The organism is Bradyrhizobium nanningense, from assembly GCF_004114535.1.
In the GTDB taxonomy this organism is placed as follows: Bacteria; Pseudomonadota; Alphaproteobacteria; order Rhizobiales; family Xanthobacteraceae; genus Bradyrhizobium; species Bradyrhizobium nanningense.
Genome location: NZ_LBJC01000024.1, coordinates 429,061 through 452,785, shown reverse-complemented (window position 1 = coordinate 452,785; position 23,725 = coordinate 429,061). Strand labels below are relative to the sequence as shown.

The 23,725-nt window shown below is 65.5% G+C and carries 21 protein-coding genes and 1 tRNA gene; 14 read left to right on the top strand and 8 right to left on the bottom strand.

The features are described 5' to 3' along the window. Nucleotides 1–41: 41 nt before the first annotated feature. The gene (locus tag XH84_RS19640) at nt 42–503 is read left to right on the top strand and encodes a MarR family winged helix-turn-helix transcriptional regulator (RefSeq protein ID WP_128921179.1); all 462 of its coding nucleotides are present in this window, start codon (nt 42–44) and stop codon (nt 501–503) included. Nucleotides 504–509: 6 nt separating this feature from the next. Here XH84_RS19640 and XH84_RS19635 read toward each other — a convergent pair whose 3' ends face one another. From XH84_RS19635 to XH84_RS19625, 3 genes are all read right to left on the bottom strand, one after another. Further along, nucleotides 510–743, bottom strand: a complete 234-nt coding sequence (locus XH84_RS19635; protein ID WP_128921180.1) for a GIY-YIG nuclease family protein — start codon at nt 741–743, stop codon at nt 510–512. 150 nt (nt 744–893) lie between these two features. Next, nucleotides 894–969: transfer RNA gene (locus tag XH84_RS19630), tRNA-Ala, on the bottom strand. A gap of 94 nt (nt 970–1,063) precedes the next feature. Then, nucleotides 1,064–1,471: a TIGR02300 family protein gene (locus tag XH84_RS19625; protein WP_128921181.1), complete on the bottom strand. Its 408-nt coding sequence runs from the start codon at nt 1,469–1,471 to the stop codon at nt 1,064–1,066. A gap of 160 nt (nt 1,472–1,631) precedes the next feature. Between XH84_RS19625 and aroA the strand changes: the two genes are divergently transcribed. The 13 genes from aroA (at nt 1,632) to XH84_RS19560 (ending at nt 14,447) form a co-directional block, all read left to right on the top strand. Continuing rightward, on the top strand, nt 1,632–2,969 hold the full coding sequence (gene aroA, locus XH84_RS19620; RefSeq protein WP_128921182.1) for a 3-phosphoshikimate 1-carboxyvinyltransferase: 1,338 nt from the start codon (nt 1,632–1,634) through the stop codon (nt 2,967–2,969). A gap of 173 nt (nt 2,970–3,142) precedes the next feature. Further along, the gene (locus tag XH84_RS19615) at nt 3,143–3,484 is read left to right on the top strand and encodes a hypothetical protein (protein ID WP_245471770.1); all 342 of its coding nucleotides are present in this window, start codon (nt 3,143–3,145) and stop codon (nt 3,482–3,484) included. A gap of 5 nt (nt 3,485–3,489) precedes the next feature. Then, on the top strand, nt 3,490–4,128 hold the full coding sequence (gene cmk / locus XH84_RS19610; RefSeq protein ID WP_128921184.1) for a (d)CMP kinase: 639 nt from the start codon (nt 3,490–3,492) through the stop codon (nt 4,126–4,128). Nucleotides 4,129–4,397: 269 nt separating this feature from the next. Continuing rightward, entirely contained in the window at nt 4,398–6,104 is a 1,707-nt protein-coding gene (gene rpsA, locus XH84_RS19605) for a 30S ribosomal protein S1 (protein WP_126256970.1), read from the top strand. A 373-nt stretch (nt 6,105–6,477) separates the two neighbouring features. After that, nucleotides 6,478–7,458 carry a signal peptide peptidase SppA gene (gene sppA, locus XH84_RS19600; RefSeq protein ID WP_128921186.1) on the top strand — a complete coding sequence of 327 codons (981 nt, stop codon included), beginning with the start codon at nt 6,478–6,480 and terminating at the stop codon, nt 7,456–7,458. Nucleotides 7,459–7,628: 170 nt separating this feature from the next. Continuing rightward, on the top strand, nt 7,629–7,934 hold the full coding sequence (locus XH84_RS19595; RefSeq protein WP_007598410.1) for an integration host factor subunit beta: 306 nt from the start codon (nt 7,629–7,631) through the stop codon (nt 7,932–7,934). A 78-nt stretch (nt 7,935–8,012) separates the two neighbouring features. Further along, nucleotides 8,013–8,405, top strand: a complete 393-nt coding sequence (locus tag XH84_RS19590; RefSeq protein ID WP_128921187.1) for a lipopolysaccharide assembly protein LapA domain-containing protein — start codon at nt 8,013–8,015, stop codon at nt 8,403–8,405. A gap of 66 nt (nt 8,406–8,471) precedes the next feature. Continuing rightward, on the top strand, nt 8,472–9,143 hold the full coding sequence (locus XH84_RS19585; protein WP_128921188.1) for a phosphoribosylanthranilate isomerase: 672 nt from the start codon (nt 8,472–8,474) through the stop codon (nt 9,141–9,143). Further along, entirely contained in the window at nt 9,140–10,354 is a 1,215-nt protein-coding gene (gene trpB, locus XH84_RS19580) for a tryptophan synthase subunit beta (RefSeq protein ID WP_128921189.1), read from the top strand. Before XH84_RS19585 ends, trpB begins: the two co-directional genes overlap by 4 nt. Beyond that, complete coding sequence (gene trpA, locus XH84_RS19575) at nt 10,351–11,187, top strand: tryptophan synthase subunit alpha (protein WP_128921190.1); 837 nt, start codon at nt 10,351–10,353, stop codon at nt 11,185–11,187. Before trpB ends, trpA begins: the two co-directional genes overlap by 4 nt. Before the next feature lie 112 nt (nt 11,188–11,299). Continuing rightward, on the top strand, nt 11,300–12,241 hold the full coding sequence (gene accD, locus XH84_RS19570; protein WP_128921191.1) for an acetyl-CoA carboxylase, carboxyltransferase subunit beta: 942 nt from the start codon (nt 11,300–11,302) through the stop codon (nt 12,239–12,241). Continuing rightward, nucleotides 12,238–13,581: a bifunctional folylpolyglutamate synthase/dihydrofolate synthase gene (locus XH84_RS19565; protein ID WP_128921192.1), complete on the top strand. Its 1,344-nt coding sequence runs from the start codon at nt 12,238–12,240 to the stop codon at nt 13,579–13,581. The genes accD and XH84_RS19565 overlap by 4 nt, the downstream gene beginning before the upstream one ends. A gap of 125 nt (nt 13,582–13,706) precedes the next feature. Continuing rightward, on the top strand, nt 13,707–14,447 hold the full coding sequence (locus XH84_RS19560) for a metallophosphoesterase family protein (protein WP_128921193.1): 741 nt from the start codon (nt 13,707–13,709) through the stop codon (nt 14,445–14,447). A gap of 24 nt (nt 14,448–14,471) precedes the next feature. Here XH84_RS19560 and XH84_RS19555 read toward each other — a convergent pair whose 3' ends face one another. The 5 genes from XH84_RS19555 to XH84_RS19535 form a co-directional block, all read right to left on the bottom strand. Further along, entirely contained in the window at nt 14,472–15,479 is a 1,008-nt protein-coding gene (locus XH84_RS19555) for an ATP-dependent DNA ligase (protein ID WP_128921239.1), read from the bottom strand. A 144-nt stretch (nt 15,480–15,623) separates the two neighbouring features. Further along, a complete protein-coding gene (gene trxA / locus XH84_RS19550; RefSeq protein WP_007598398.1) occupies nt 15,624–15,944 on the bottom strand; it encodes a thioredoxin in 321 nt (106 codons plus the stop codon). A 70-nt stretch (nt 15,945–16,014) separates the two neighbouring features. Continuing rightward, a complete protein-coding gene (gene addA, locus XH84_RS19545) occupies nt 16,015–19,527 on the bottom strand; it encodes a double-strand break repair helicase AddA (protein ID WP_164936479.1) in 3,513 nt (1,170 codons plus the stop codon). After that, complete coding sequence (addB, locus tag XH84_RS19540) at nt 19,521–22,667, bottom strand: double-strand break repair protein AddB (protein WP_128921195.1); 3,147 nt, start codon at nt 22,665–22,667, stop codon at nt 19,521–19,523. The genes addA and addB overlap by 7 nt, the downstream gene beginning before the upstream one ends. A 244-nt stretch (nt 22,668–22,911) precedes the next feature. Then, nucleotides 22,912–23,634 (bottom strand): nucleotidyltransferase family protein, encoded by a 723-nt coding sequence (locus tag XH84_RS19535; protein WP_128921196.1) that lies wholly within the window; start codon nt 23,632–23,634, stop codon nt 22,912–22,914. Nucleotides 23,635–23,725 lie beyond the last annotated feature (91 nt).

The window sequence follows — 23,725 nt, the reverse complement described above, 5'->3', positions numbered from 1 at the left end:
GCGCGCGGCGCCAGAATGAGACAAATCCAAAGAGAGTCTCCATGCCCCGAAAATCATCGGCAGCGGACGCGCCGCTGCGGCTCGACAACCAGATCTGCTTCGCGGTTTATTCGGCCGCGCACGCCTTCAACCGCGTCTACAAGCCGCTGCTGGACCGGCTCGGCCTGACCTATCCGCAATATCTGGTGATGCTGGTGCTGTGGGAGCGCGACGATGTGCCGGTCAAGGACATCGGCGAGCGGCTGTTCCTGGATTCGGGCACGCTGACGCCGCTGCTGAAGCGGCTGGAGGCCGCCCATCTCGTCAGGCGCACCCGCTCCAGCGAGGACGAGCGCCAGGTGTTGATTGCACTGACGGCGCAGGGCCATGCCTTGAAGGAAAAAGCCCGCAGCGTGCCGCAGTCGATCCTGGCGGCCTCGGACTGTTCGGTGCCGGAACTGGTCGCGATGAGGGACGAGATCGTGGCGCTACGGGATCGGCTGAATGCGGTGATCGGGGAGTAGGGGAGCTTAGAGGCGCTTCTTGGCGAAGGCGCGGCCGGACGCTGATTTCAGGTACTCGAATGCGACGGCCTGCTTCTCGTTGCTGAACGCAACGTAAGTCTTGAGACGCCAAGGTCCGTACTTCGAGGTGTGAGGCACCTCGCCAGCATTGTGTTTTGTCAGTCGGGCGCGCAAGTCGTCGGTTATCCCGACATAGAAGTGAAGGGAATCGAGGCTCTCAAGGATGTAGACGTACTTCACGGCACGCTCCCCGGCTGTCGAGGGAGAACTTACACCCGCTTTCGATCTGCTGAAGCCCGGCTTCGCCCTCCGGGCTAAGCCGCGGCAGCCTTCGCTACGATAGAGTTCGGCGTGGCTTGCCGAGCCGTAGCTGGCGAAGCCAGCGAAGGCTGGTGGAGCCAGGCGGGATCGAACCGCCGACCTCTTGCATGCCATGCAAGCGCTCTCCCAGCTGAGCTATGGCCCCTTAGTCCTTAACGGGGTGAATCTGGTGGATCACCCCAACCGGCGAGTCCTGGCGACTCGCGCGGTGCACCCTTTTTCACAGATCAGGGCTGATCTCAAGTCTCTTCATCACCTCCGACATCACCAATGATGTCGGTCACGTCCTCATCGCCCTCTTCTTCGTCGGCAATGAAGGTCGAATCATCGTCGTCGTCATCGTCGAGGGTCTCGTCGACCTCGATATCCTCCTCGGATTCGGGCACCACGGCCTTGACCTTGCCGGTGTTCTCCTCGGCATCGGCCTCCTCGAGCGAGACCTCTTCGACCTCTGCCGGCTCGGGCGTAGCGTCCGCTGTCGCCGCGTGCCGGGCTTCGGCGCCACGGGGCATACGCGCTGGCGCCACCGGGGCGATCGGCACCACTTCGCCGGTGTAGGGCGAGATCACCGGATTCTTGTTGAGGTCATAGAACTTCTTGCCCGTGGTCGGGCAAATACGTTTAGTTCCGAGTTCGGACTTGGCCACGGCAGGAATCCTGGGAATGTCTGAAAAGCGGTGTTTCACTTGGCTAGTTGGCGGCCCGCTGTCAATAGCGCATTACGGGAGAACGACATGCCCGTGACGGGGCGCGGACCATGTGGTACCTGCGCCGCAGTCCCCTCAGGGCTCATCCAAGGACACAATCTTGACTCATTCCGACCAACCGAGGCCGCTTCAGTCTCGCGCCAGCGGTCCCCTGACCGGGAAAGTACGGGTGCCCGGCGACAAGTCGATCTCTCACCGCGCGCTGATCCTGGGCGCGCTGGCGGTCGGCGAGACCAAGATTTCGGGCCTGCTCGAGGGCGAAGACGTCCTCAACACGGCCAAATCCATGCAGGCGCTGGGCGCCAGGGTCGAGCGCACCGGCGATTTCGCCTGGAAGGTCAACGGCGTCGGCGTCGCGGGCTTCGCCACGCCCAAGACGCCCCTGGATTTCGGCAATTCCGGCACCGGGTGCCGGCTGGTCATGGGCGCCGTCGCGGGCTGCCCGATCTCGGCGGTGTTCGACGGTGATGCCTCGCTGCGCAGCCGCCCCATGCGCCGGATCCTCGATCCCCTGGAAAAGATGGGCGCGAAGGTCATCTCTGGTGGTGAAGGCGGCCGTCTGCCCCTGACCCTTCAGGGCGCGCGCGATCCGCTGCCGATCACCTACACGACCCCGGTCGCCTCCGCCCAGATCAAGTCGGCGGTGCTGCTGGCGGGCCTCGCCGCACCCGGCATCACGACTGTCATCGAGACCGAAGCCAGCCGCGACCACACCGAATTGATGCTGAAGCATTTTGGGGCCGATATCTCCTCGGCGCGGGAGGGCGTGCATGGCCGCCGTATCACGCTCAAAGGCCAGCCCGAGCTGCACGGCGCCACGGTGGTGGTGCCCGCCGATCCCTCCTCGGCGGCTTTCCCGGTGGTCGCAGCGCTGATCGTCGAGGGCTCCGATGTCGTCTTGTCTGACGTCATGACCAATCCGCTGCGCACCGGCCTGTTCACCACGCTGCGCGAAATGGGCGCCTCGATCGAGGAAAGCGAGGCGCGCGGGGACGCTGGCGAGCCGATGGCGAAACTGCGGGTGCGGGCCTCGAAACTGCGCGGGGTCGCGGTGCCGCCGGAGCGCGCGCCGTCGATGATCGACGAATACCTGGTGCTGGCGGTGGCGGCGTCTTTCGCCGAGGGCACCACCATCATGCGCGGCCTGCACGAGCTGCGCGTCAAGGAGTCCGATCGGCTCGAGGCCACCGCGGCCATGCTGCGCGGCAACGGCGTGAAGGTCGAGATCTCCGGCGACGATCTGATCGTCGAAGGCCGAGGTCACGTTCCCGGCGGCGGCACCGTCGCCACCCATATGGACCATCGCATTGCGATGTCCGCGCTGGTGATGGGCTGCGCCTCCGATCAGCCCGTGACCGTCGACGACACCGCCTTCATCGCCACCAGCTTTCCGGACTTCATTCCGATGATGCGTTCGTTAGGGGCCGAGTTTTCATGAGGCCGCGGCCATGAGCGCAGCCTTCGGCCGCTATTTTCCGGTGAGCGCGGCATCCTCGGAGAAGCAGCGCTTCCTGCTGAAGAACATGGATCTCGGGGGAGGAGCGGATGCGCCCAAATACCCTCGCTGAAGCCGTCGGCCGTATCCGGGCGGGAGCGCCACAGGATACGACCTTGGCCGATTTCGTGGACACGTTCGATCTGGCCGGCTCGAGCGAGGCTCAATACGAGACGATCAAGGACGAGCCGGTGCTGACGCAGGACGACCGGCTCGACGCGCTTGTCGGCGCGATCGCCGAATATCTGCCTAAGCAACGTCGTCTCGGCCGGGTGCCGGCGTGGGTCTGCGATCCCGCGCGGCGGCTCGCCGAGCCATGGTTCACCACATCGTCGCCGTCCGACGCGATGCGCGAATATCTCACGTTTGCGAGTCCCGCGGAGTTCGCGTCTCGCAACATACTTACCGAAGAGCGGCCCCTGCGACGCGCCCGCGGGCCCCAGACAGTCAAGGTTTGAGTGACATGATCATCGCCATCGACGGGCCCGCGGCCTCGGGCAAGGGGACGCTCGGCAAGCGTCTCGCGCACCATTACGGCTATCGTCATCTCGATACCGGCGTGATCTACCGCGCGGTGGCCTACGCCCTGATGCAATCAGGTCATGATCTCCGGGACGAGGCCGCGGCCGTCGCGGCGGCGTTGGAGCTCGACCCCGAAAAGTTCGGCAATCCGGCCCTCAAGACCCAGTTGGCCGGCGAAGGCGCCTCCATCGTCTCGGCGATCCCGCGCGTCCGCGAGGTCCTGCTCAATTTCCAGCGGCAATTCGCCGCCGACCCACCGGGGGCGGTACTGGACGGTCGGGACATTGGAACCGTGATCTGTCCGCATGCCGATGTGAAGATCTTCGTGGTCGCCGACCCCAGGGTCCGCGCCCGCCGCCGGACCATGGAAGCCAAAGCGAGGGGCGAGGAGGCGGACGAGGCGGCCGTGCTCGCCGACATCATCCAACGCGACGAACGCGACAAGAACCGCCCGATTGCGCCTTTAAAGCCGGCCCCGGATGCTTACTTGCTAGATAACTCCCAACTGGATATAGAAGGCGGCGTCCGGGCCGCCATCGACATTATCGAGGCCGTCCGAGCGGGCCGGTCGCGGGGTTAAGCCGCTGCCGTCATTGGAGGAAGTGCCCGCTCCCGCTCTTTGAGGTCGATACGTCAGGTCCCTCCGTTTTGGGACCGGCGCGATCCAGGCTCCGGACACAAGATTTCCACGTATCGAACGCGCGGGCCTCAGCCGGCCCGCTTCCGCCGTTCTGGCGCCGAGCCTGGACAGCGAGCGGTCGCTCGAAGGTCTTGCGGGCCTTCCGACACTGCGTGTGCGATGCGCCCATGAACCCAACGGCCGGCACGACATCCGCAACTGGAGAACAAATGGCTTCGACTTCTGCTGATACCTATAGCCCGTCGCGCGACGATTTCGCCGCGATGCTCGACGAGTCCTTCGCAGGCGGCAACCTGCAGGAAAGCTCCGTCGTCAAGGGCAAGGTGGTTGCAATTGAAAAGGACATGGCCGTCATCGACGTCGGCCTGAAGACCGAGGGCCGCGTCGCCCTGCGCGAATTTTCCGGCCCCGGCCGTGACAGTGAACTGAAGGTCGGCGACGAGGTCGAAGTGTTCCTCGATCGCATCGAGAACGCCCTCGGCGAAGCCGTGCTCTCGCGCGACAAGGCGCGCCGTGAAGAGAGCTGGGGCAAGCTCGAGAAGGCGTTCCAGAACAACGAAAAGGTCAACGGCGTCATCTTCAACCAGGTCAAGGGCGGCTTCACCGTCGACCTCGACGGTGCCGTGGCCTTCCTGCCGCGCTCGCAGGTCGACATCCGTCCGATCCGCGACGTTGCGCCGTTGATGAACAACTCGCAGCCGTTCCAGATCCTCAAGATGGACCGCCGCCGCGGCAACATCGTGGTGTCCCGCCGCACGGTTCTCGAAGAGACCCGCGCCGAGCAGCGCCAGGAGCTGGTGCAGAACCTCGAAGAGGGTCAGGTCATCGACGGCGTGGTCAAGAACATCACCGATTACGGTGCGTTCGTTGATCTCGGCGGCATCGACGGCCTGCTGCACGTCACCGACATCGCGTGGCGCCGCGTCAACCACCCGACCGAGGTGCTCTCGATCGGGCAGACCGTGAAGGTCAAGATCATCAAGATCAACCACGAGACGCACCGCATCTCGCTGGGCATGAAGCAGCTGCTGGACGATCCGTGGCAGGGCATCGAAGCCAAGTACCCGCTGGGTGCCCGCTTCACCGGCCGCGTCACCAACATCACCGACTACGGTGCGTTCGTCGAGCTCGAGCCGGGCATCGAAGGCCTGATCCACGTCTCCGAGATGTCGTGGACCAAGAAGAACATGCACCCCGGCAAGATCGTTTCGACCTCGCAGGAAGTCGAAGTGCAGGTGCTGGAAGTCGATTCCGTCAAGCGCCGCATCTCGCTCGGCCTCAAGCAGACCATGCGCAACCCCTGGGAGGTCTTCGTCGAAGGTCACCCGACCGGTTCGGTGGTCGAGGGCGAAGTCAAGAACAAGACCGAGTTCGGTCTGTTCCTGGGCCTCGAGGGCGACGTCGACGGCATGGTCCATCTCTCCGACCTCGACTGGAAGCTTCCGGGCGAGCAGGTGATCGACAACTACAAGAAGGGCGACATGGTGAAGGCCGTGGTGCTCGATGTGGACGTCGAGAAGGAGCGCATTTCGCTCGGCATCAAGCAGCTCGAAGGCGACCCCTTCGCCGAGCCGGGCGATGTCAAGAAGGGCGCGGTCGTGACCTGCGAAGTGCTCGAAGTGAAGGAGAGCGGTATCGAGGTGAAGATCGCCGGTACCGACTTCTCGACCTTCATCAAGCGCTCCGAGCTTGCCCGTGACCGCAACGACCAGCGCGCCGAACGCTTCGCCGTCGGCGAGAAGGTCGATGCCCGCGTGATCCAGTTCGACAAGAAGGCCCGCAAGGTCCAGGTGTCGATCAAGGCGCTCGAAGTCGCCGAAGAGAAGGAAGCCATCGCGCAGTATGGCTCCTCCGATTCGGGTGCGACGCTCGGCGACATCCTGGGCACCGCGCTCAAGAACCGCGACAGCAAGTAAGCGAAACGCGTCTCGCTGCATCAAAGCCCCGGCTCGCGCCGGGGCTTTTTTGTTGTCGCATACTCCGTTGTCGTCCCTGACAAGCGGGGCCCTAGACAACGCGCCGCGTTGTCCAGGGCGGAGCGCAGATCAGGGACCCATAACCACCGGCAGTGGTGTGGCGAAGACTCGGAGTTGCCGGTCTCCGCGACGACTTCTCCCTGTGGTTATGGATCCCCGCGTTCGCGGGGATGACGACTGGATTTGTGGCGACTTGCTGGGCCTCACGAGGCCTTGTTTTCTTCAAATTGCGCCGCAATTGATGTATCCAGATAAGCCGTCGGTCATCTCGTGACGGCACAACGCGTCCAGTCTTCTATTTGGAGATATTCCGATGTCGCTCGATTCGGACATCATCGTCGATCGCCGCCGGATCCGTCGCAAGCTGACGTTCTGGCGCGTCATGGCCGCGCTGATCGCGATCGCGGCGATCGCAAGCTTTGCGCTGATTGCGACGCCCGGCGCGCGTGGCAGCTTCGTATCCGCCGGCTCGATCGCGCGCGTTCATATCGAGGGATTGATCCGCAGCGATTCCGATCGCACGCAGGCGCTGGAGCGGCTCGAGAACTCGCACGCCGCCGCCGTCATCGTTCACATCAACTCGCCGGGCGGTACCACCGCCGGCTCCGAGCAGCTCTACGATTCGCTCGTCCGGTTGAAGGCGAAGAAGCCGCTCGTCGTGGTGGTCGAGGGCCTGGCTGCCTCCGGCGGCTACATCACTGCGATCGCGAGCGATCACATCATCGCCCAGCAGAGCTCGCTGGTCGGTTCGATCGGCGTGCTGTTCCAATATCCCAACGTCTCCGAGCTCTTGAAGACGATCGGCGTCAAGGTCGAGGAGGTGAAGTCGTCGCCGCTGAAGGCCGCGCCCAACGGTTTCGAGCCGACCAGTCCCGAAGCGCGGGCCGCCCTCGATGCGCTGGTGAAGGATTCCTACGCCTGGTTCAGGGGATTGGTGAAGGAGCGGCGTGGCATGGATGACACGCAGCTCGAGAAAGTGGCCGATGGCCGCGTCTTCACCGGACGCCAGGCGATCGATCTCAAGCTGATCGACCAGATCGGCGACGAGAAGACGGCGGTGTCCTGGCTTGTCGAGAACAAGAGCGTCAAGAAGGGTCTGCCGGTACGCGACTACAAGCTCGAGCCGCGCTTTGGCGATCTGACGTTCCTCAAAACGGCGGCCGCCGTCACGCTGGAAGCGCTTGGTTTGGGCTCGATTGCGCATCAAATCGGGCAAACCGGCGTTGCGCAGGCGGTCGATCGGTTCGGAATGGATGGAATGCTGGCCCTGTGGCAACCGGCCACCTCAAACTGAGGGGTTGGGCGAGCGTCCCGGGGTTTTCCCGTCTGACGAGCGTCGGGGCAGCCTGGTTTTTCGGCATTTGTCACGCATTTTCACGACGCTCAATCTTGATTTAGCGTCTTGACAGATCACGGTATTTTCACGGAAATGGTTATCCGCACGCTCCCGGGTCCTATCTCTCGATGATCAAATCCGAACTTGTTCAGCGTATCGCCGAGCACAACCCGCATCTGTACCAGCGGGATGTCGAGAACATTGTGAATGCGATTCTCGAAGAGATCGTAGCGGCCCTCGCACGCGGTGATCGCGTCGAGCTGCGCGGCTTCGGTGCCTTCTCGGTCAAGCATCGCCCTGCACGCGCCGGGCGCAATCCACGCACCGGCGCCCATGTGCCCGTCGACCAGAAGAGCGTTCCGTTCTTCAAGACAGGCAAGGAAATGCGCGAGCGGCTGAACCGCGACCATCCGGATCCCGGCGCGCCCGATTAAAGAAGCCGCTGTCGTCCGGCCTTTAACCGAACGGCCCCCTGATGCGACAGCAAGCTTGATTCAAGACGAGCGATCGCGATGCGAAAGTTCCTGACCGCGCTGATCGTCATTCCGCTGGGCCTGATCCTGGTGGCGTTTGCCGTCGCCAACCGGCATTTCGTCACGGTCTCGTTCGATCCCTTCATTGCGAACGACCCGTCACTGGAGATCACGCTGCCGCTGTTTCTGCTGCTGATCCTGGTGGCCGCCATCGGGGTCTTCGCCGGCGGCTGCGCGGTCTGGTTCGGCCAGCGGCACTGGCGGCGCGCCGCGCGCCGGCATGAGGCGGATGCCCGGGCGGCAAGAGGTGAGCTGGCCGATCTGCGGGCCCAGGCGGTCGCGGCAAGGCCGGAATCCCAGCGTCTTCCCACCCCGATCGGGGTGGGGCTTTACGGGCCCGTCGGGCGAGACAAGCAGCGCGCGACGTTGTAGAAGCGGCCGCAACCGAAAGCCCCGTTTTCCGGCCGCGGACCCGCGGCCTCCATTTGCTTTGAGACCATGTCCCTGCTCGTCAAAATCTGCGGCCTGTCCACGCGCGAGACGCTTCAAACGGCGCTCGAGGCGGGTGCGGATATGGTGGGCTTCGTGTTCTTCCCGCCTTCGCCGCGGCACCTGTCCCTGGAACTCGGCCGGGATCTCGGCCGCCAGGTGAGCGGTCGCGCGCTCAAGGTGGCGCTCACCGTCGATGCCGACGATGCGACGCTCGACAACATCATGGACGCGCTGTCGCCGGACATTTTCCAGCTCCACGGCAAGGAAAGCGTCGCGCGGCTGCGTGACATCAAGCAGCGGTTCGGCCGCCCGGTGATGAAGGCGGTTCCGATCGCGACCTCAGCCGATCTCGCCGTGCTGCCGGGCTATGCCGCGGTCGCCGACCGCATCCTGTTCGATGCGCGCGCGCCGAAGGAGGCGACGCGGCCCGGCGGTCTCGGGGAACCGTTCGACTGGCACCTGCTTGAAAACCTCGATCTGAAATTGCCCTACATGGTCTCGGGCGGGCTTCACGCCGACAACCTCGCCGAGGCTCTCCGTGTCACCCGCGCCGGCGGCGTCGACGTCTCCTCCGGTGTCGAGAGCGCCCCCGGCGTGAAGGACCCCCAAATGATCAAGGCCTTCATTCGCGCCGCGCGCGCTACCCAAGATGCAAGTCAAGAGTTGAGCGTCAGATGAACATCGCCAAGCCAAATTCCTACCGCAGCGGCCCCGACGAGCGCGGCCATTTCGGCATTTTCGGCGGACGCTTCGTCGCCGAGACGCTGATGCCGCTGATCCTCGATCTGGAGAAGGCCTACACCGCCGCCAAGGCCGATCCGGCATTCCAGGCCGAGATGAACGGCTATCTCAAGAACTATGTCGGCCGGCCTTCGCCGCTCTATTTCGCCGAACGCCTGACAGAGCATCTCGGCGGCGCCAAGATCTACCTCAAGCGCGAAGAGCTCAACCACACCGGCTCGCACAAGGTGAACAACGTGCTCGGCCAGATCATGCTGGCGCGGCGCATGGGCAAGAAGCGCATCATCGCCGAGACCGGCGCGGGCCAGCACGGTGTCGCCACCGCGACGCTGTGCGCGCGCTTTGGCCTCGAATGCGTGGTCTATATGGGCGCCGTCGACGTCGAGCGGCAGCAGCCCAACGTTATCCGCATGGAGATGCTGGGCGCCAAGGTGATGCCGGTGCAGTCGGGCACGCGGACGCTGAAGGACGCCATGAACGAGGCGCTGCGCGATTGGGTCACCAACGTGCACAACACCTTCTACTGCATCGGCACGGTGGCGGGCCCGCATCCCTATCCGACCCTGGTGCGCGACTTCCAGTCGATCATCGGCAACGAGACCAAGGCGCAGATGCAGGAGGTCGAGGGACGCCTGCCGGATTCGCTGGTCGCCTGCATCGGCGGCGGTTCGAACGCGATGGGCCTGTTCCATCCGTTCCTCGACGATCCCTCGGTCGAGATCTTTGGCGTCGAGGCCGCCGGCCACGGCCTGACGCAGCTGCACGCAGCCTCGATCGCCGGCGGACGTCCCGGCGTTCTGCACGGCAACCGCACTTATCTCTTGATGGACGCGGACGGCCAGATCCAGGATGCGCATTCGATCTCGGCCGGCCTCGACTATCCCGGCATCGGGCCCGAGCATTCCTGGCTGCACGAGGTTGGCCGCGTCAACTATCTCTCCGCGACCGATGACGAGGCACTCGCCGCGTTTCAGCTGCTGTCCAAGCTCGAAGGCATCATCCCCGCGCTCGAGCCAGCGCATGCCATCGCCAAGGTGATGGAGCTCGCGCCGAAGCGGCCCAGGGATCACCTGATGGTCGTCAATCTCTCTGGCCGCGGTGACAAGGACGTCCCGCAGGTCGGCGACATCCTGAGGGGCAAGAAGTGACCACGCGTATCGACACCCGTTTTGCCGAGCTTGCGAAGCAGGGCCGCTCGGCCTTCGTGACCTTCCTGATGGCCGGCGATCCCGATCCCGCGACCTCGCTCGCGATCATCAAGGCGCTGCCGAAATCGGGCGCGGACGTGATCGAGATCGGCATGCCCTTCACCGATCCGATGGCCGATGGCCCGTCGATCCAGGCCGCGGGCCTGCGTGCGCTCAAGGCCGGCATGACCTTGAAGAAGACGCTGGAGCTGGTGCGCGGCTTCCGCAAGGACGACAACGCAACGCCAATCGTGTTGATGGGTTACTACAACCCGATCTACATCTACGGCGTCGACAAATTCCTCGTCGATGCCAAGAGCGCCGGTGTCGACGGTCTGATCATCGTCGATCTGCCGCCGGAGGAAGACGACGAGCTCTGCCTGCCTGCGATGAAGGCCGGCCTCAACTTCATCCGCCTGGCGACGCCGACGACCGACGACAAGCGCCTGCCGGCGGTGCTCGCCAACACCTCGGGGTTCGTCTACTACGTCTCGATTACCGGCATCACCGGCGCCGCTGCGGCGGACTCTTCGGCCGTCAGCGAGGCAGTGGCCCGCATCAAGCGGCACACCAAGCTGCCGGTCTGCGTCGGCTTCGGCATCCGCACGCCCGAAACTGCGCGCGCCATCGCATCGCATGCGAACGGGGCGGTAGTCGGCACCGCGCTGGTCGATGCACTCAAGAACAGCCTCGATGCCGAGGGGCGGGCGACCGGCAAAACCGTTAACGCCGTGGCTGAGCTGACGGCGGCCTTGGCCCAGGGCGTCAAGGGCGCGCAACAGGCGGCCGAATAGGCCATAATTCCGCTTTTGAGGCGGGCGACACGGCGGCTTGCCGGGCAGGGGCCTGGCCGCCATATACCCTTTCAGGCGATCCGCCAGGCGGCATCGCACATCGGAGCAAACCATGAACTGGCTTACCAATGTGGTCCGGCCGAAGATCCGCAACATGCTGCGGCGGGAGACGCCGGAGAACCTGTGGATCAAATGCCCGGATTCCGGGCAGCTCGTGTTCTACAAGGACGTCGAGGCCAACCAGTTCGTCATCCCCGGTTCGAATTACCACATGCGCATGGGCGCGGTGGCGCGCTTGAAATCGATCTTCGACAACGAGACCTGGTTCGACGTCGCGCTGCCCGAGGTCACCCCCGACCCGCTCAAGTTCCGCGACGAGAAGAAATACGTCGACCGCATCAAGGACGCGCGCGCGCGCACCAACCTGAATGACGCGGTCAAGGTCGGCTACGGCAAGCTCGAAGGCTCCGCCGTCGTCGTCGCCGTACAGGATTTCGACTTCATGGGCGGCTCGCTCGGCATGGCCGCAGGCGAAGCCATCGTGCGCGGGATGGAGCTTGCGGTCGAGAAGAACTCGCCGTTCATCGTGTTTGCAGCATCGGGCGGCGCGCGCATGCAGGAAGGCATCCTGTCGCTGATGCAGATGCCGCGCACGACGGTCGCAGTGCAGATGCTGCGCGAGGCAAAGCTGCCCTACATCGTCGTGCTGACCAATCCGACCACCGGCGGCGTCACCGCCTCCTACGCGATGCTGGGCGACGTGCAGATCGCCGAGCCCGGCGCGCTGATCGGCTTTGCCGGCGCGCGCGTGATCGAGCAGACCATTCGTGAAAAGCTCCCGGAAGGTTTCCAGCGCGCCGAGTACCTCAAGGAGCACGGCATGGTCGACATGGTCGTGCATCGCCACGAGTTGCGCCCGACCCTGGCGCGGCTCTGCCGCCTGCTGACCAAGGCGCCGGCGCAGGAAGGCGCATCGAAGCCGACGCAGGCCGTCACCAGTCCGGCACAGATCGTATCGGCCGCTGAGACGGCGCCGGCTGCGCCCCACGCGTGAACGCGTCCCCTGACAGCACCAAGACCCCGCTCGGCGAATTGATCGGGCGGCTGTCGGTCCTGCATCAGAAACGCATCGATCTCGGGCTGGAGCGGATGCACCGGCTGCTCGCGCGGCTCGGGCATCCTGAAGCCAAGCTGCCGCCGGTGATCCACATCGCCGGCACCAACGGCAAGGGCTCGACGCTCGCTTATCTGCGCGCGACGCTGGAGGCCGCGGGCTTGCGCGTCCACGCCTATACCTCGCCCTATCTCGTCCGCATCAACGAATGCTTCCGGCTCGGCCGCGTTGGCGGCGGCGTGCTGGTCGGTGACGACGAGTTGCGCGCGGCTCTGGAAGAGGTCGAGCGCGTCAATGCCGGCGAAGCCGCGACCTTGTTCGAGCTGAAGACGGCAGCCGCCTTTCTTTTGTTTGCGCAGAACCCGGCCGATGTGCTGCTGCTCGAAGTCGGCCTCGGCGGCCGGCTCGACTCGACAAATGTGGTCGAGACACCGGCGGCCTGCGTGATCACGCCTGTCAGCATGGACCACATGGATTTCCTCGGCGACACCCTGGCGTCGATCGCCGGCGAGAAGGCGGCGATCATCAAGCGCGGCGTGCCCGTGATTTGCGCCGAGCAAGCACCGGAGGCGATGGCCGCGATCGAGGCGCAAGTCAAACGCATGCGTGCGCCGCTGTTCGCCGCGAACGAGAGCTGGCACGTCAATGTCGAGCGCGGCCGTCTGGTCTATTCCGACGACCGCGGCTTGATGGATCTCCCGGCGCCGCGTCTGTTCGGCCGCCACCAATTCGCCAATGCCGGCCTTGCCATCGCGACGCTACGCGCGATCTCCAATTTCAAGGTGAGTCAGGCGGCATTTGAGGCCGGCATCGTCGGTGCCGAATGGCCGGCGCGGATGCAGCGCATCACTTCGGGCGAACTGCTGTCGTGGGGTCCGCAGGGCTCCGAGATCTGGCTCGACGGCGGCCACAATGCCGAAGGCGGCCGCGTCGCCGCCGCTGCGCTCGGCGATCTCGAAGAGCGGGTGTCGCGGCCGCTGGTCGTCATATCAGGCATGATGGCCAACAAGGACGCGCAAGGATTCCTCGCCAACTTCGCCGGCCTCACCCGTCACATCATTGCGGTGCCGATCCCCGACACCGAGAATGCGATGCCGGCCGACCGCCTCGCGGACGCCGCGCGCAGCCTCGGCATGCGCGTCGAGCCCGCGCCCAGCGTCGAAGCCGCGCTACGGGCTTTGTCCAAGCTCGCCTATGAAGTGCCGCCGCGTATCCTGATCACCGGCTCGCTGTATCTGGCTGGTCACGTGCTCGCGATCAACGGCACGCCGCCTGCATAGACGGTCTCGCGTCCCGGATGCGCGAAGCGCGAGCCGGGACCCAGAATGCCGCGCCATGGGCCCCGGCTCAGCAGCGCACCACTGCGTGATGCGCTGCGTCCGGGGCACGAGAGTAGGGATACGATATGCGTTTCGCCGCGATCGCCGACATCCACGGAAACTACCTTGCGCTTGAAGCCGTCCTCGCCGACATCCGCGCGCATGACATCGCCGACATCGTCAATCTCGGCGACATGCTGAGCGGCCCGCTCGATGCCCGCCGCACGATCGAGATCCTGATGAATCTCGACGCCGTGCACGTGCTCGGCAATCACGACCGGTATCTGCTCGACCGTCCGCCGGAGAAGATGGGCTCGTGGGATCGTCCTGCCCATGCAGCGCTTGACGCCGCGCAGCTCGACTGGCTGCGGGCGCAGCCGATGGCGCGGGTGTTCCACGACCGGGTGTTTCTCTGTCACGCGACGCCCGGCGATGACGAGGTGTACTGGCTCGACATTGTGCATCCCGACGGCGCGGTGGCGCTGTCGCCGCTGGACCGGATCGAGCAATTCGCGCTGGGGCTCACGCAATCGCTGATTCTCTGCGCCCACACCCATCTCGCCCGTGCCGTGCGCCTGCGCGACGGCCGGCTGATCGTCAATCCCGGCAGCGTCGGCTGCCCGGGCTTCCGCGACAAGCATCCGCATCCACATGTCGTCGAAGCCGGCACGCCGCACGCACGCTATGCGATCCTCGAACTGGTGAAGGGGGCCTGGCAGGTGACATTCCGCCACGTCGCGTATGATCATGAGGCCATGGCGGCGCTGGCTCGTCGCAACAATCAGCCAGAGCTCGCGAATGCGCTCGCGACGGGATGGATCAGGTAGGGTGGTCCCGAGCTGCAGCTGCGCTCACTTCACCAGCTTCATCGGATCGGCCGCCTTCTGCTTCAGCTGCTCAAAGCTGCATTGCCGCGGCGCCTTGTCTGGGCGCCAGCGAAGGATCGAGGTGCCGTGGCGGAAGCGTTCGCCACTGAAATGGTCGTAGCAGATCTCGATCACCAGCTTCGGCTTCAGCGGGCACCATTCGGCCGAGCGATCGGTCGACCACCGGCTCGGTCCACCCGGTGCGTTGCCGGTGAAGCCGGGCTCGCCGACCAGCGCCTCCAGCCGGTCGGTCAGCGCGGGCTTCTCCTCCGCCTTGATCGCCGAGCTGAAGCCGACATGGTGTAACAGTCCCTTCGCGTCGTAGAGCCCGAGCAGCAGCGATCCGACGACTTTGCGGCCGGCGATCTTGTTGATGGCATAGCGGAAGCCGCCGACCACGCAATCGGCGCTGCGGAATTTCTTGATCTTCTGCATGCCGTCGCGATTTCCCGCCTGATAGGGCAGATCGATGCGCTTGGCGATGACGCCGTCCGAGCCGCCGCCGGACTGCGCCAGCCATTTCTTGGCCGTGGCATAGCTCGTCGTCGTCGGCGAGAGATGAAAGAGGCTGCCTTTCAGATTGGCTTTGGCAAATGCCTCCAGCGCCGGCCGCCGTTCGCTCAGCGGCCTTTCGGCAAGCTGCTTGTCTCTGGCGCTCGCAAGCAGATCGAAAACGAGATAGAGCGCCGGCGTTTCCTGCGAGAGCTTCTTTACGCGGCTTGCAGCGGGATGGATCCGTTGCAGCAGCGCGTCGAAGGAAAAGCCCTTGCCGTGCGGCACGACGATCTCGCCGTCGAGTGTGAAACGGTCCGCTTTCAGCTTCAGCGCAGCGGAAACGACTTCCGGAAAATAGCGCGCGAGATCCTCGCCCGACTTCGAGCGCAGATCGACATCACGGCCATTCCGCGAGAGCAGACAGCGAAAGCCATCCCATTTCGGCTCGTACTGCCACTCTTTGCCGCGCGGGATCTCGTCGACCGACCGCGCCTCCATCGCAACCAGAGAGGTCGATCTTCGGGCGCGCTTCGCGGGAGGAGCAGGCAAGGGCGGGACTCGTCATACGCTGGACACGTCCCATCAACGCAGAACGGCCGGCTTTCGCCGGCCGTCGTCGAAAATAATCTGACGCGAGGCGGATCAGACCGCGGAGGTGATCCACTGCTGCAGCTTCGCCTTCGGCGCCGCGCCGACCTGGCGGGAGGCCATCTCGCCGCCCTTGAAGATCATCAGGGTCGGGATCGACATCACGCCGTACTTGGAGGCGGTCTTCGGGCTCTCGTCGACGTTCAGCTTGACGATCTTGACCTTGTCGCCCATCGCGCCGGCGATCTCGTCCAGCGCAGGTGCGATCATGCGGCAGGGGCCGCACCACTCGGCCCAGAAATCGACGACGACAGGGCCGTTCGCCTTGAGCACTTCGGCTTCGAAGTCGGTGTCAGAAACCTTGCCAACGGCCATTGGGAGTACCTCACTCGGTTGAAAGAGAATCGGCGCGCATGGGAATCGCGCCGCGGATCATGGCTTCAACCTATGAACGGCCCCTTGCCGGGTCAAGGACGCTCACACCGAGATGAAGAGATGCCAGCGCCGCGTCCAGCGCGGGGGCTGAAATCTCCATATATTCAAGGGCCTCGGTCCAGAGCAGGACCGCGCGGATGGGCTTTTGGGGATAAAGCCGCGATAGCACGGCTCGGTACAGCGCCAGCTGCCGGACATAGGCGGCGGGCGCATCAGTGGCGCTCTTCGGCATGGCCTGGTTGGTCTTGAAATCGACGATCAAAACCTCATCCGATCGAACGATCAGCCGGTCGATCTGCCCCGACACCAATGCCGGGGGGCGACCGGGCCGCTCCAGCCGGCCGACGATGGCGACTTCCGCCCGGCTGCCGGCGGCAAAGACCGGCGCAAAGCGCGGTTCGGTGATCAAGGCGAGCACCTTGTCGGCCAGCGCGGTGCGGTCGGCCTCGGTCCAGTCCGAGGCATTGCGCGCCATGAAGCCGAGCGCCGCCTCGCGCCGCCGCTCAACGGCGATGTCGGGAAGGGATTGCAGCAGCCGATGCACCAGCGTGCCGCGTTGCAATGCGAGAGCGCGGGACTGGACCGATTCGCCGGATCGCACGGCACGCCCCTCCTCGGCCGGCTGACCGGACGGGCGCACCAGATCATCGTCGGTGGTCTCGCGTGGCGCCGGCGCCCTTAGCCAATCGGGGAGGGCGACGGTCTGATCCATGGACGCCGCCGGCGTACCCAGCGCCGCCACATCCTCCGGTCGGGCGAATTGAGTCACCTTGCCGAGGGGCGTCTCGATGACCTGCTTGTCCAGACCCGAGCCGGCGAGCCCAGTGTCGACCAAGTCATACCAGCTGAGCTTGCGGACGTCCTTCCTGTTGCCCGGCAGGCAGCCGCCGACAATCAACCGGTCAGCCGCCCGCGTCATCGCGACATAGAGCAAACGGCGATATTCGTCCTCAGTCTCCTCCAGCATCGCATCGCGTGCTCCGGCGACCGGCTTGGGATCGTCCGCCTTGCGGCCGGCCCAGACCACGACCTCGCCGCCATTGCTGCGCGGCACGTGGATCAGCCGCAGACGCTGGGAGTCCGCGGGCGACGATGTGGTGTCCACCATGAACACGACCGAGGCCTCGAGGCCCTTGGCGCCGTGAACTGTCATCACCCGGACCTCGTCGCGCGAGATCTCCATGTCGCGCTTCACCTCGGTGTCGGCGGAGCGCAGCCAGGCCATCAAGCCCTGCAGCGAGGCCGGCGCCTTGCGCTCGTAGTTCAGCGCCAGCTCCAGGAACTCGTCGAGGGCGTCATTGGCCTCATGGCCGAGCCGGCGCAGGATGCGTGCGCGGCCGCCGTCGCCGCCGAGCAGCCAGGCGTAGAAGGCAAACGGCGTCTCCTCGCGCGCACGCATCTCGCAGGCTTCCAGGCGGCGCAGCGCAGTCGCGAACTTGTCGCTTGCGGCCGCGTGCTCGCCGAGCGCGCGGCGCAGCGACCCCTTGCGGTCATGGGCCAGCTGAAACAGGTCGTCGTCGTCGAGCCCGAACAGCGGGCTCTTCAGCGCCACCGCGAGCGCGAGATCGTCCTGCGGCAGCAGCAGCGCGTCGGCGAGGTTCATCAAATCGATAATGCCGATGTGCTCGGTGAGCTTGAGCCGGTCGGCGCCGGCGACGGGTACGCCAGCGTGTTTCAGCGCCTGGATCACGGCATCGAACGCGTTGCCGCGCCGGCGCACCAGGATCAGCATGTCGCCGTAACGCAGTGGCCGGCGCTCGCCTTCGTGTCCCGTCAGCGTGCCGCTTTCGACCAGCCGCTTGATCTCGGCCTGGATGCGGCGCGCGAGCTTGACCTCGGGGCTGGTGACGGCGACGCCGTCGAACGGCGCGCGCCAGCCCTCGATGTCCTGCCGATCGTCGGGCTCGGCAAGATCCCACAGCTCGATCACGCTGGGACCGGCGTCAGCGAGCGCATTGTGCAGGGGATGGCCGATCTCGACCGCATGAATGCTCTTGTAGATCGCGGGATCGCGGAAGACGTGGTCGACCGAGTGCAGGATCGTGGCGCCCGAGCGGAACGAATAGGTGAAGGCGACGGGATCGAATTTCAGTCCGGCGGCGGTGAACTTGCGGTGCAGCTCGCGCCGGCGCGCGTCGAATTCGTGCGGCGCTGCGCCCTGGAACGAGAAGATCGACTGCTTCTCGTCGCCGACCGCGAAGATAGTGCGGTTCAGCCCCTCGCGCGCGCCTTGGCCGGCCGTGAATTCCGAGATGATGTGCGCGACGATATCCCATTGCCGCGGGCTCGTATCCTGGGCCTCGTCGATTAGGACGTGATCAACGCCGCGGTCGAGCTTGTAATGCACCCAGCCCGAGGAGACGCGGTCGAGCATCGCCAGCGTCTTATCGATGAGATCGTCGTAGTCGAGCAGGCCGCGCTCCTGCTTCTCGCGGCGGTAGTTCGCGGCGGCCGCGGTCGCGATATGCAGGAGTGCCGCGGTGCGGTCGCGCATGGTCACGGCGCGGCGCTTCTCTATCAGAGCGCCGAGACGCTGCGCCTCTTTCTCTAAAAGATCCGCAACGAACGGATGGTCCTTGCAAAACTGCTTCGTCAGCAGCGCCTTACGCGGTTGCTTCTTATCATCGGTAAGGAATACGCCAAGATAAGCATCAACTTGCGCACCGCCCGAGGAAGGCTTCGCAGTCCGCAAGCAATCAGCATGGCCTTTTTCGGTCTTGTTCCCATTGTCAAGTACGAGGGCTATCTCGTCCCATCGCGATCGCGGCAGGAAGGGGCCGTCGAGAATCTCGGTCTCGACGTCCTCGATGCGGTCGCTGGCATCGACGCCCAGTGCCGCCGCCATCTGCGCGGCGGCCGCTTCGGCGTTGCCGGCTTCATCGGTCCAGGCCATGAAATGATCGCGGCTGAGGCACGCCTCGCGCACGACATCCTTGAAGGTGACGTCGGCGGCGCTCTCCATCGCGGCCATCAGCGCGCGGCCGGTGACGCTGTCAGGCGCCCGCGCGGCTTCCAGCAACACCTTCAGATTGGCGCGCTCCATCATGTCATTTTGGTCGCGCTCGTCGATGACGGCGAAGCGCGCGGGAACGTTAGCCTCGAACGGAAATTGCTGGAGCAGGCGCGTGCACAGCGCGTGGATGGTCTGCACCTTCAATCCGCCCGGCGTCTCCAGCGCGCAGGCGAACAGTTTTCGCGCGTCACGACGCAGCCTTGCGCTCGGATGCGGGATGCCGACCGCGCGGATCGCCGCATCGAGCGCGGTGTCGTCCAGCGTCACCCAATGACCGAGCGTGGTGAACACGCGTTCGGCCATGTTGGCCGCGGCGGCCTTGGTGAAGGTGATGCAGAGGATCTTTTCCGGGGGCACGCCGGAGAGCAAGAGACGAATCACGCGCTGCACCAGCACATGGGTCTTGCCCGAGCCGGCATTGGCCGACACGAAAGCGGAGGCAATCGGATCGGACGCGCGCGCCTGCCTTGCGCGCACCTCGTCGGGAATGGGGCGCGGTGCCTTCACCATTCCTCGATCCCCAATCCGCCGGCCGCGGACCATTCCTTGATCCGGGCGAGATCGTCATAGGTGCCGTAGCGGTTGGTCCACATCGGCAGGTTCAGCGACGTGTAGGGCTGGTTCTCGTCCTCGAAGGCGCGGATCAGCGTCTCCAGCTTGGCCCGTGCTTCGGCTGCCGCGGTGTCGGGCGGAATGGGTTCGTCACCTTTATTGACCTTGAGCTGGACGATGCGCTCCTCACCCGCCGGATTGTTACCACTTAGGCGGACATAGATGAGCTGGCTCACAGACGATCCAGCGTCGATATCAGGGAAGCCGCCCTCGCGCAGGATTGCCGCTTCCAGCGTTAGTTGCGGCGACAGGCCAATGCGCACCTGTTTATCGCTCGGCGGCTGCCCGGTCTTATAGTCGAGGATGGAGTAGCTGCCGCCCTGGCGGCGCTCGATGCGGTCGGCGCGCGCGGAGAGGTAGAACGTGCGCGCATTGTCGAGCCGGATCGAGATCTCGCCGCGGGTCTCCGCGGTGATCGCCTCGATCGCTTCGCGGCGCGCGGTCTCCCATTCGCCGAACCAGCGTGCGATACGCTGGAAGCGCGGCCACCACAGGGCTCGCGCCTCGGGACGTTCCATCAGCGGCAAGAAGTGCTTCTCGCCGATCGCGCGCAGCACGCGCGCGGGATCGTCGGGCAAACGGGTCGCATAGCGCTCCGTGAATTCGCCGATCGCCTCGTGGATCGCCGAGCCGCGATCGGCGGCCGACAGCGGCATGTCGACGGGGTCGAGGGCATCCAGCCGCAAAATGTGTTTTGCGTAGATCGTGTAGGGATCGCGTAGCCAGTCTTCGATCGCGGTGACCGACATCTTCAGCGGGCGCGTTGCGCGCGGCGGCCGTGGCTCGGGCTGCTTGATCGGCTTGACCTCGACGGGCTGGTCCAGCGCGCTCGCGAACTGCACGTATCTCGCACCGGTGCGAGTCGCCGCCTTCCAGAAATCATCTCCCGCAACCGCCTCCAGCCGGTGCAGGAAGCGCGAAGCCACGGCCGGTGCGCCGCCTGACTTGGCGGAATGGGTGAGAATGACCTCATCGCCGCCGAGCAGCTGCGCGAAGTCGTGCGCGGACAGGCCGATACGGCGTTCCGGCAGATCGAGACCAAGCTCGTGCCGCATCGGCCGGCTCAGCCAGGGATCGATACGCGGCGCCGGCGGCCAGACGCCTTCGATCAGGCCGCCGACGATGATGCGGTCGGCCTGCATCAGGCGCGATTCCAGCGGGCCGTAGATCTGCAAGCGCGCGCCCGGTCTGTCTGGCCGCCGCACCGCACGATCGCTGAATGCGGTCTGGAAGACATCGGGATAATCGGGCAGCGGCACCATCAATCCGCTGGTCGTGCCGCCGCGCAGGAGATCGTCGAAGGCGGCGGCGAGTGCGAGACCCTCGCGCTCCTCGAACGCGAGCGGAATGCCCTGCTCGTGGCGCGACAGCTCGATCATGATCTCGCGATGCCGGTGCGCCAGCTCGGCGAAGTCATATGGCTTCGATGATGCCAGGCTCTCGATCGGCGCCAGCGCTTTTTGCAAGGCATCGATCAGGCCCTGGATCCGATCGAGATCCTCGGCCTTGAGGCGTGCGCGCGGCTCGGCGCGGTGGAGCGCGGAGACCTCGCTGCGCCACAATTTTGCAAGCTCCTCGCGAAAGCGGTTGAATTCGCGCAGGAGGCCGGCCGTGCCGGCAGGCGGACGCGTGCCGCGCAAGACCGCGAGCTCGAGGCCTTCGACCGCCGCCTTCCACGCGCCGGGCGCGCGGCCGAGCCGGCACAACGGATGCTTCAGCAGCGCCAGCAGCGTTGGTGGCTCCAATCCCTTCGTCGCCGCCTCTGCCGCAAGGCGTGCGAAGATTCCGGCCGAGGTTTCCATCAAGACGTCGCCGCCGGAATCATCGAAATTGAGGCCCCACCGGGTCAGCGCAGCCATCACCCGTCGCGCCAGCGCGCGGTCGGGCGTCACCAGCGCCGCCGTTTTGTCGATATGCCGTGCTTCGCGCATCGCAATTGCGATGGCGAGGGCTTCCATTTCAGGATTAGGGGCTTCGACGACCGCGAGGTTTTTCATGGCGCCGGAGATCTTCTTGGCGACATCCGGCTGCTTCAGCCGGTCGTGCCAGATTTCCGTCTTGGCCGACGGCCGCATCGATTCCGAGGCGAGCAGATCGCGGCCGCCTTCCGCCGGCAGCTGAAGGATCTCGACGTCGCTGCGCTTGATGCCGAAGCGCTGCAACAGTGCGTGCATGGCATATTGCGGATGGTTCGAGGCCGGATGCTCCACGAATTTGCCGAGCGCATCGCGCACGCCGCCGATGGTCCGCCAGGCATCCTCGTCGAGATCGGTGTCGAGGCCCGGCAGCACCACGGCGCCATGCGGCAGCGACGCGACTGCGTGCAGGAACTTCGCGGTGGCCGGCATCGAGCCGGTCGATCCCGCCGCGATCACCGGCCCGTTCGGGTGCGCGGTCAGCCGTTTGGCTTCCGCCGCGATCAGGAGATCGCGCCGCGCCGCAGGCTCGATCCGGTTGATCTCGGCGAGATGTTGGGGCCAGGCGATGCGCGCGATGCGCAAGAATTCGAGCGAGTGCTGCCAGTAGCGATCGAGGTTATCAGGTACGAGGCCGTCGAGCGCGTTCCAGTCGACGCCGCGCGTGACCATGTCGTCGATCAGGCGCGCGAGGTCGCCGGCGAGCGCCAGCGTCGAGGCGGGCCCGCCGACCACCAGCGGCGCCAGCACCGGGCCCTTGGCCCAGGCAGCGACCAGTTGTGCCAGCGTCAGCCGCCGTTCGAGCTCGCCGAGCCGCGGCGGAATGTCGAGCGGCATCGCGCCGGAGAACTGCTCGCCTTCACCGGCGAACGCCAGCTCGTCCTCGTCGATGTCGCCGAGCGCGACGATGCGCGGCAGCACCACGGCGTCCGCCTTCATCTCGTCGAGGAAGATCTCGCGCACGACGCGCATGGCGCGCCGGGTCGGCAAATACAGCGTGGCATCGGCCAGCCGCGCCGGTTCCTTGCGCGCCTCGAATCCCTCGACCAGGCGGCCGTCGAGCAGCGCTGTGACGACCGTGCGCAGGAACGGAACCGAGATGGGAACGCTGAAAACGCGCATGAGCTGCCTGATTCGAAGGATCAGGCAATATAGGGAGGCGGGGTCAAATGGTCATGGGTGTGCGCGAGTAGTCCCCGCTGTTCGCCGACCTCAACTCTCGTGCCCCGGACGCAGCGCAGCGCTCCTTCAGCGGTGCGCTGCAGAGCGGGGGTCCACTCGCCGCGCTTGCCGTGCAGCTTTCTGGGTCCCGGCTCTGCGGAGCGGCACTTCGCGCCGCACCGCGTCCGGGACACGAGAGTAGCCCTTATGCCACGCTCTCCAGAAACGCCTCTTCGGCCGCGTGCACGGCGTCGGGCGTGCCGACATGCATCCAGACGCCGTCAAGGCGGAGGCCGAACAGCCGCTCCTGCTCGTTGGCGCGGTCGAACATCTTGGTCAACGAAAATTCGCCCGCCGGCGCGCCTTCGAAGATCGACGGCGACAGGATCGCAGCGCCCGCATAGACGAACGGAACGACCTCTTTTTCCTTGCGCTTGCGTAAGGCGCCGTCGGGCAGCATGCCGTAATCGCCGCGGCCGCTATAGCCGATGCTGGTCGCGGTCGGCGCCATCAGCAGCAGGATGTCCATGCGCGCGGGATCGAAGTTTTCAGCGAGCCGCATCAGGTTCGAACGCACGCCGTCGATCCAGAGCGTGTCGGAATTGACGTGGAAGAACGGCGCGTCGCCGAGCAGTGGCAGCGCCTTGACGACGCCACCGCCGGTGCCCAGCACCTGGTCGCGCTCGTCCGAGATGGTCACGCGCGGATGCTGGCGCGATGCGACGTGGTCGATGATCTGATCCGGCAGGTAATGCACGTTGACCACGGCCTCGCTCACGCCGGCCAGGCCGAGCTTGTCGAGCACGTGGTCGAGCAGCGGCTGGCCGGCCACCGGCACCATCGGCTTCGGCATCTTGTCCGTCAGCGGACGCATGCGCAGGCCGAACCCCGCGGCGAGCACCATGGCTTTGGTCGGTTTGACGGACATCCTTCGCTTTCTCAGACCTTTCGCGTTCGCAGCAATCCTAACACGAGGTTCGATCAACCGCATCGCATCTCAACCGCCTTAGCCACCCGCC

Excerpts from the sequence above, each read along its gene's own strand:
- XH84_RS19640 (WP_128921179.1), top strand. The coding sequence starts at position 42 with ATGCCCCGAAAATCATCGGCAGCGGACGCGCCGCTGCGGCTCGACAAC.
- cmk (WP_128921184.1), top strand. The coding sequence starts at position 3,490 with ATGATCATCGCCATCGACGGGCCCGCGGCCTCGGGCAAGGGGACGCTC.
- rpsA (WP_126256970.1), top strand. The coding sequence starts at position 4,398 with ATGGCTTCGACTTCTGCTGATACCTATAGCCCGTCGCGCGACGATTTC.
- sppA (WP_128921186.1), top strand. The coding sequence starts at position 6,478 with ATGTCGCTCGATTCGGACATCATCGTCGATCGCCGCCGGATCCGTCGC.
- XH84_RS19595 (WP_007598410.1), top strand. The coding sequence starts at position 7,629 with ATGATCAAATCCGAACTTGTTCAGCGTATCGCCGAGCACAACCCGCAT.
- XH84_RS19590 (WP_128921187.1), top strand. The coding sequence starts at position 8,013 with ATGCGAAAGTTCCTGACCGCGCTGATCGTCATTCCGCTGGGCCTGATC.
- XH84_RS19585 (WP_128921188.1), top strand. The coding sequence starts at position 8,472 with ATGTCCCTGCTCGTCAAAATCTGCGGCCTGTCCACGCGCGAGACGCTT.
- trpB (WP_128921189.1), top strand. The coding sequence starts at position 9,140 with ATGAACATCGCCAAGCCAAATTCCTACCGCAGCGGCCCCGACGAGCGC.
- accD (WP_128921191.1), top strand. The coding sequence starts at position 11,300 with ATGAACTGGCTTACCAATGTGGTCCGGCCGAAGATCCGCAACATGCTG.
- XH84_RS19560 (WP_128921193.1), top strand. The coding sequence starts at position 13,707 with ATGCGTTTCGCCGCGATCGCCGACATCCACGGAAACTACCTTGCGCTT.
- XH84_RS19555 (WP_128921239.1), bottom strand. The coding sequence starts at position 15,479 with ATGGAGGCGCGGTCGGTCGACGAGATCCCGCGCGGCAAAGAGTGGCAG.
- trxA (WP_007598398.1), bottom strand. The coding sequence starts at position 15,944 with ATGGCCGTTGGCAAGGTTTCTGACACCGACTTCGAAGCCGAAGTGCTC.
- addA (WP_164936479.1), bottom strand. The coding sequence starts at position 19,527 with ATGGTGAAGGCACCGCGCCCCATTCCCGACGAGGTGCGCGCAAGGCAG.
- addB (WP_128921195.1), bottom strand. The coding sequence starts at position 22,667 with ATGCGCGTTTTCAGCGTTCCCATCTCGGTTCCGTTCCTGCGCACGGTC.
- XH84_RS19535 (WP_128921196.1), bottom strand. The coding sequence starts at position 23,634 with ATGTCCGTCAAACCGACCAAAGCCATGGTGCTCGCCGCGGGGTTCGGC.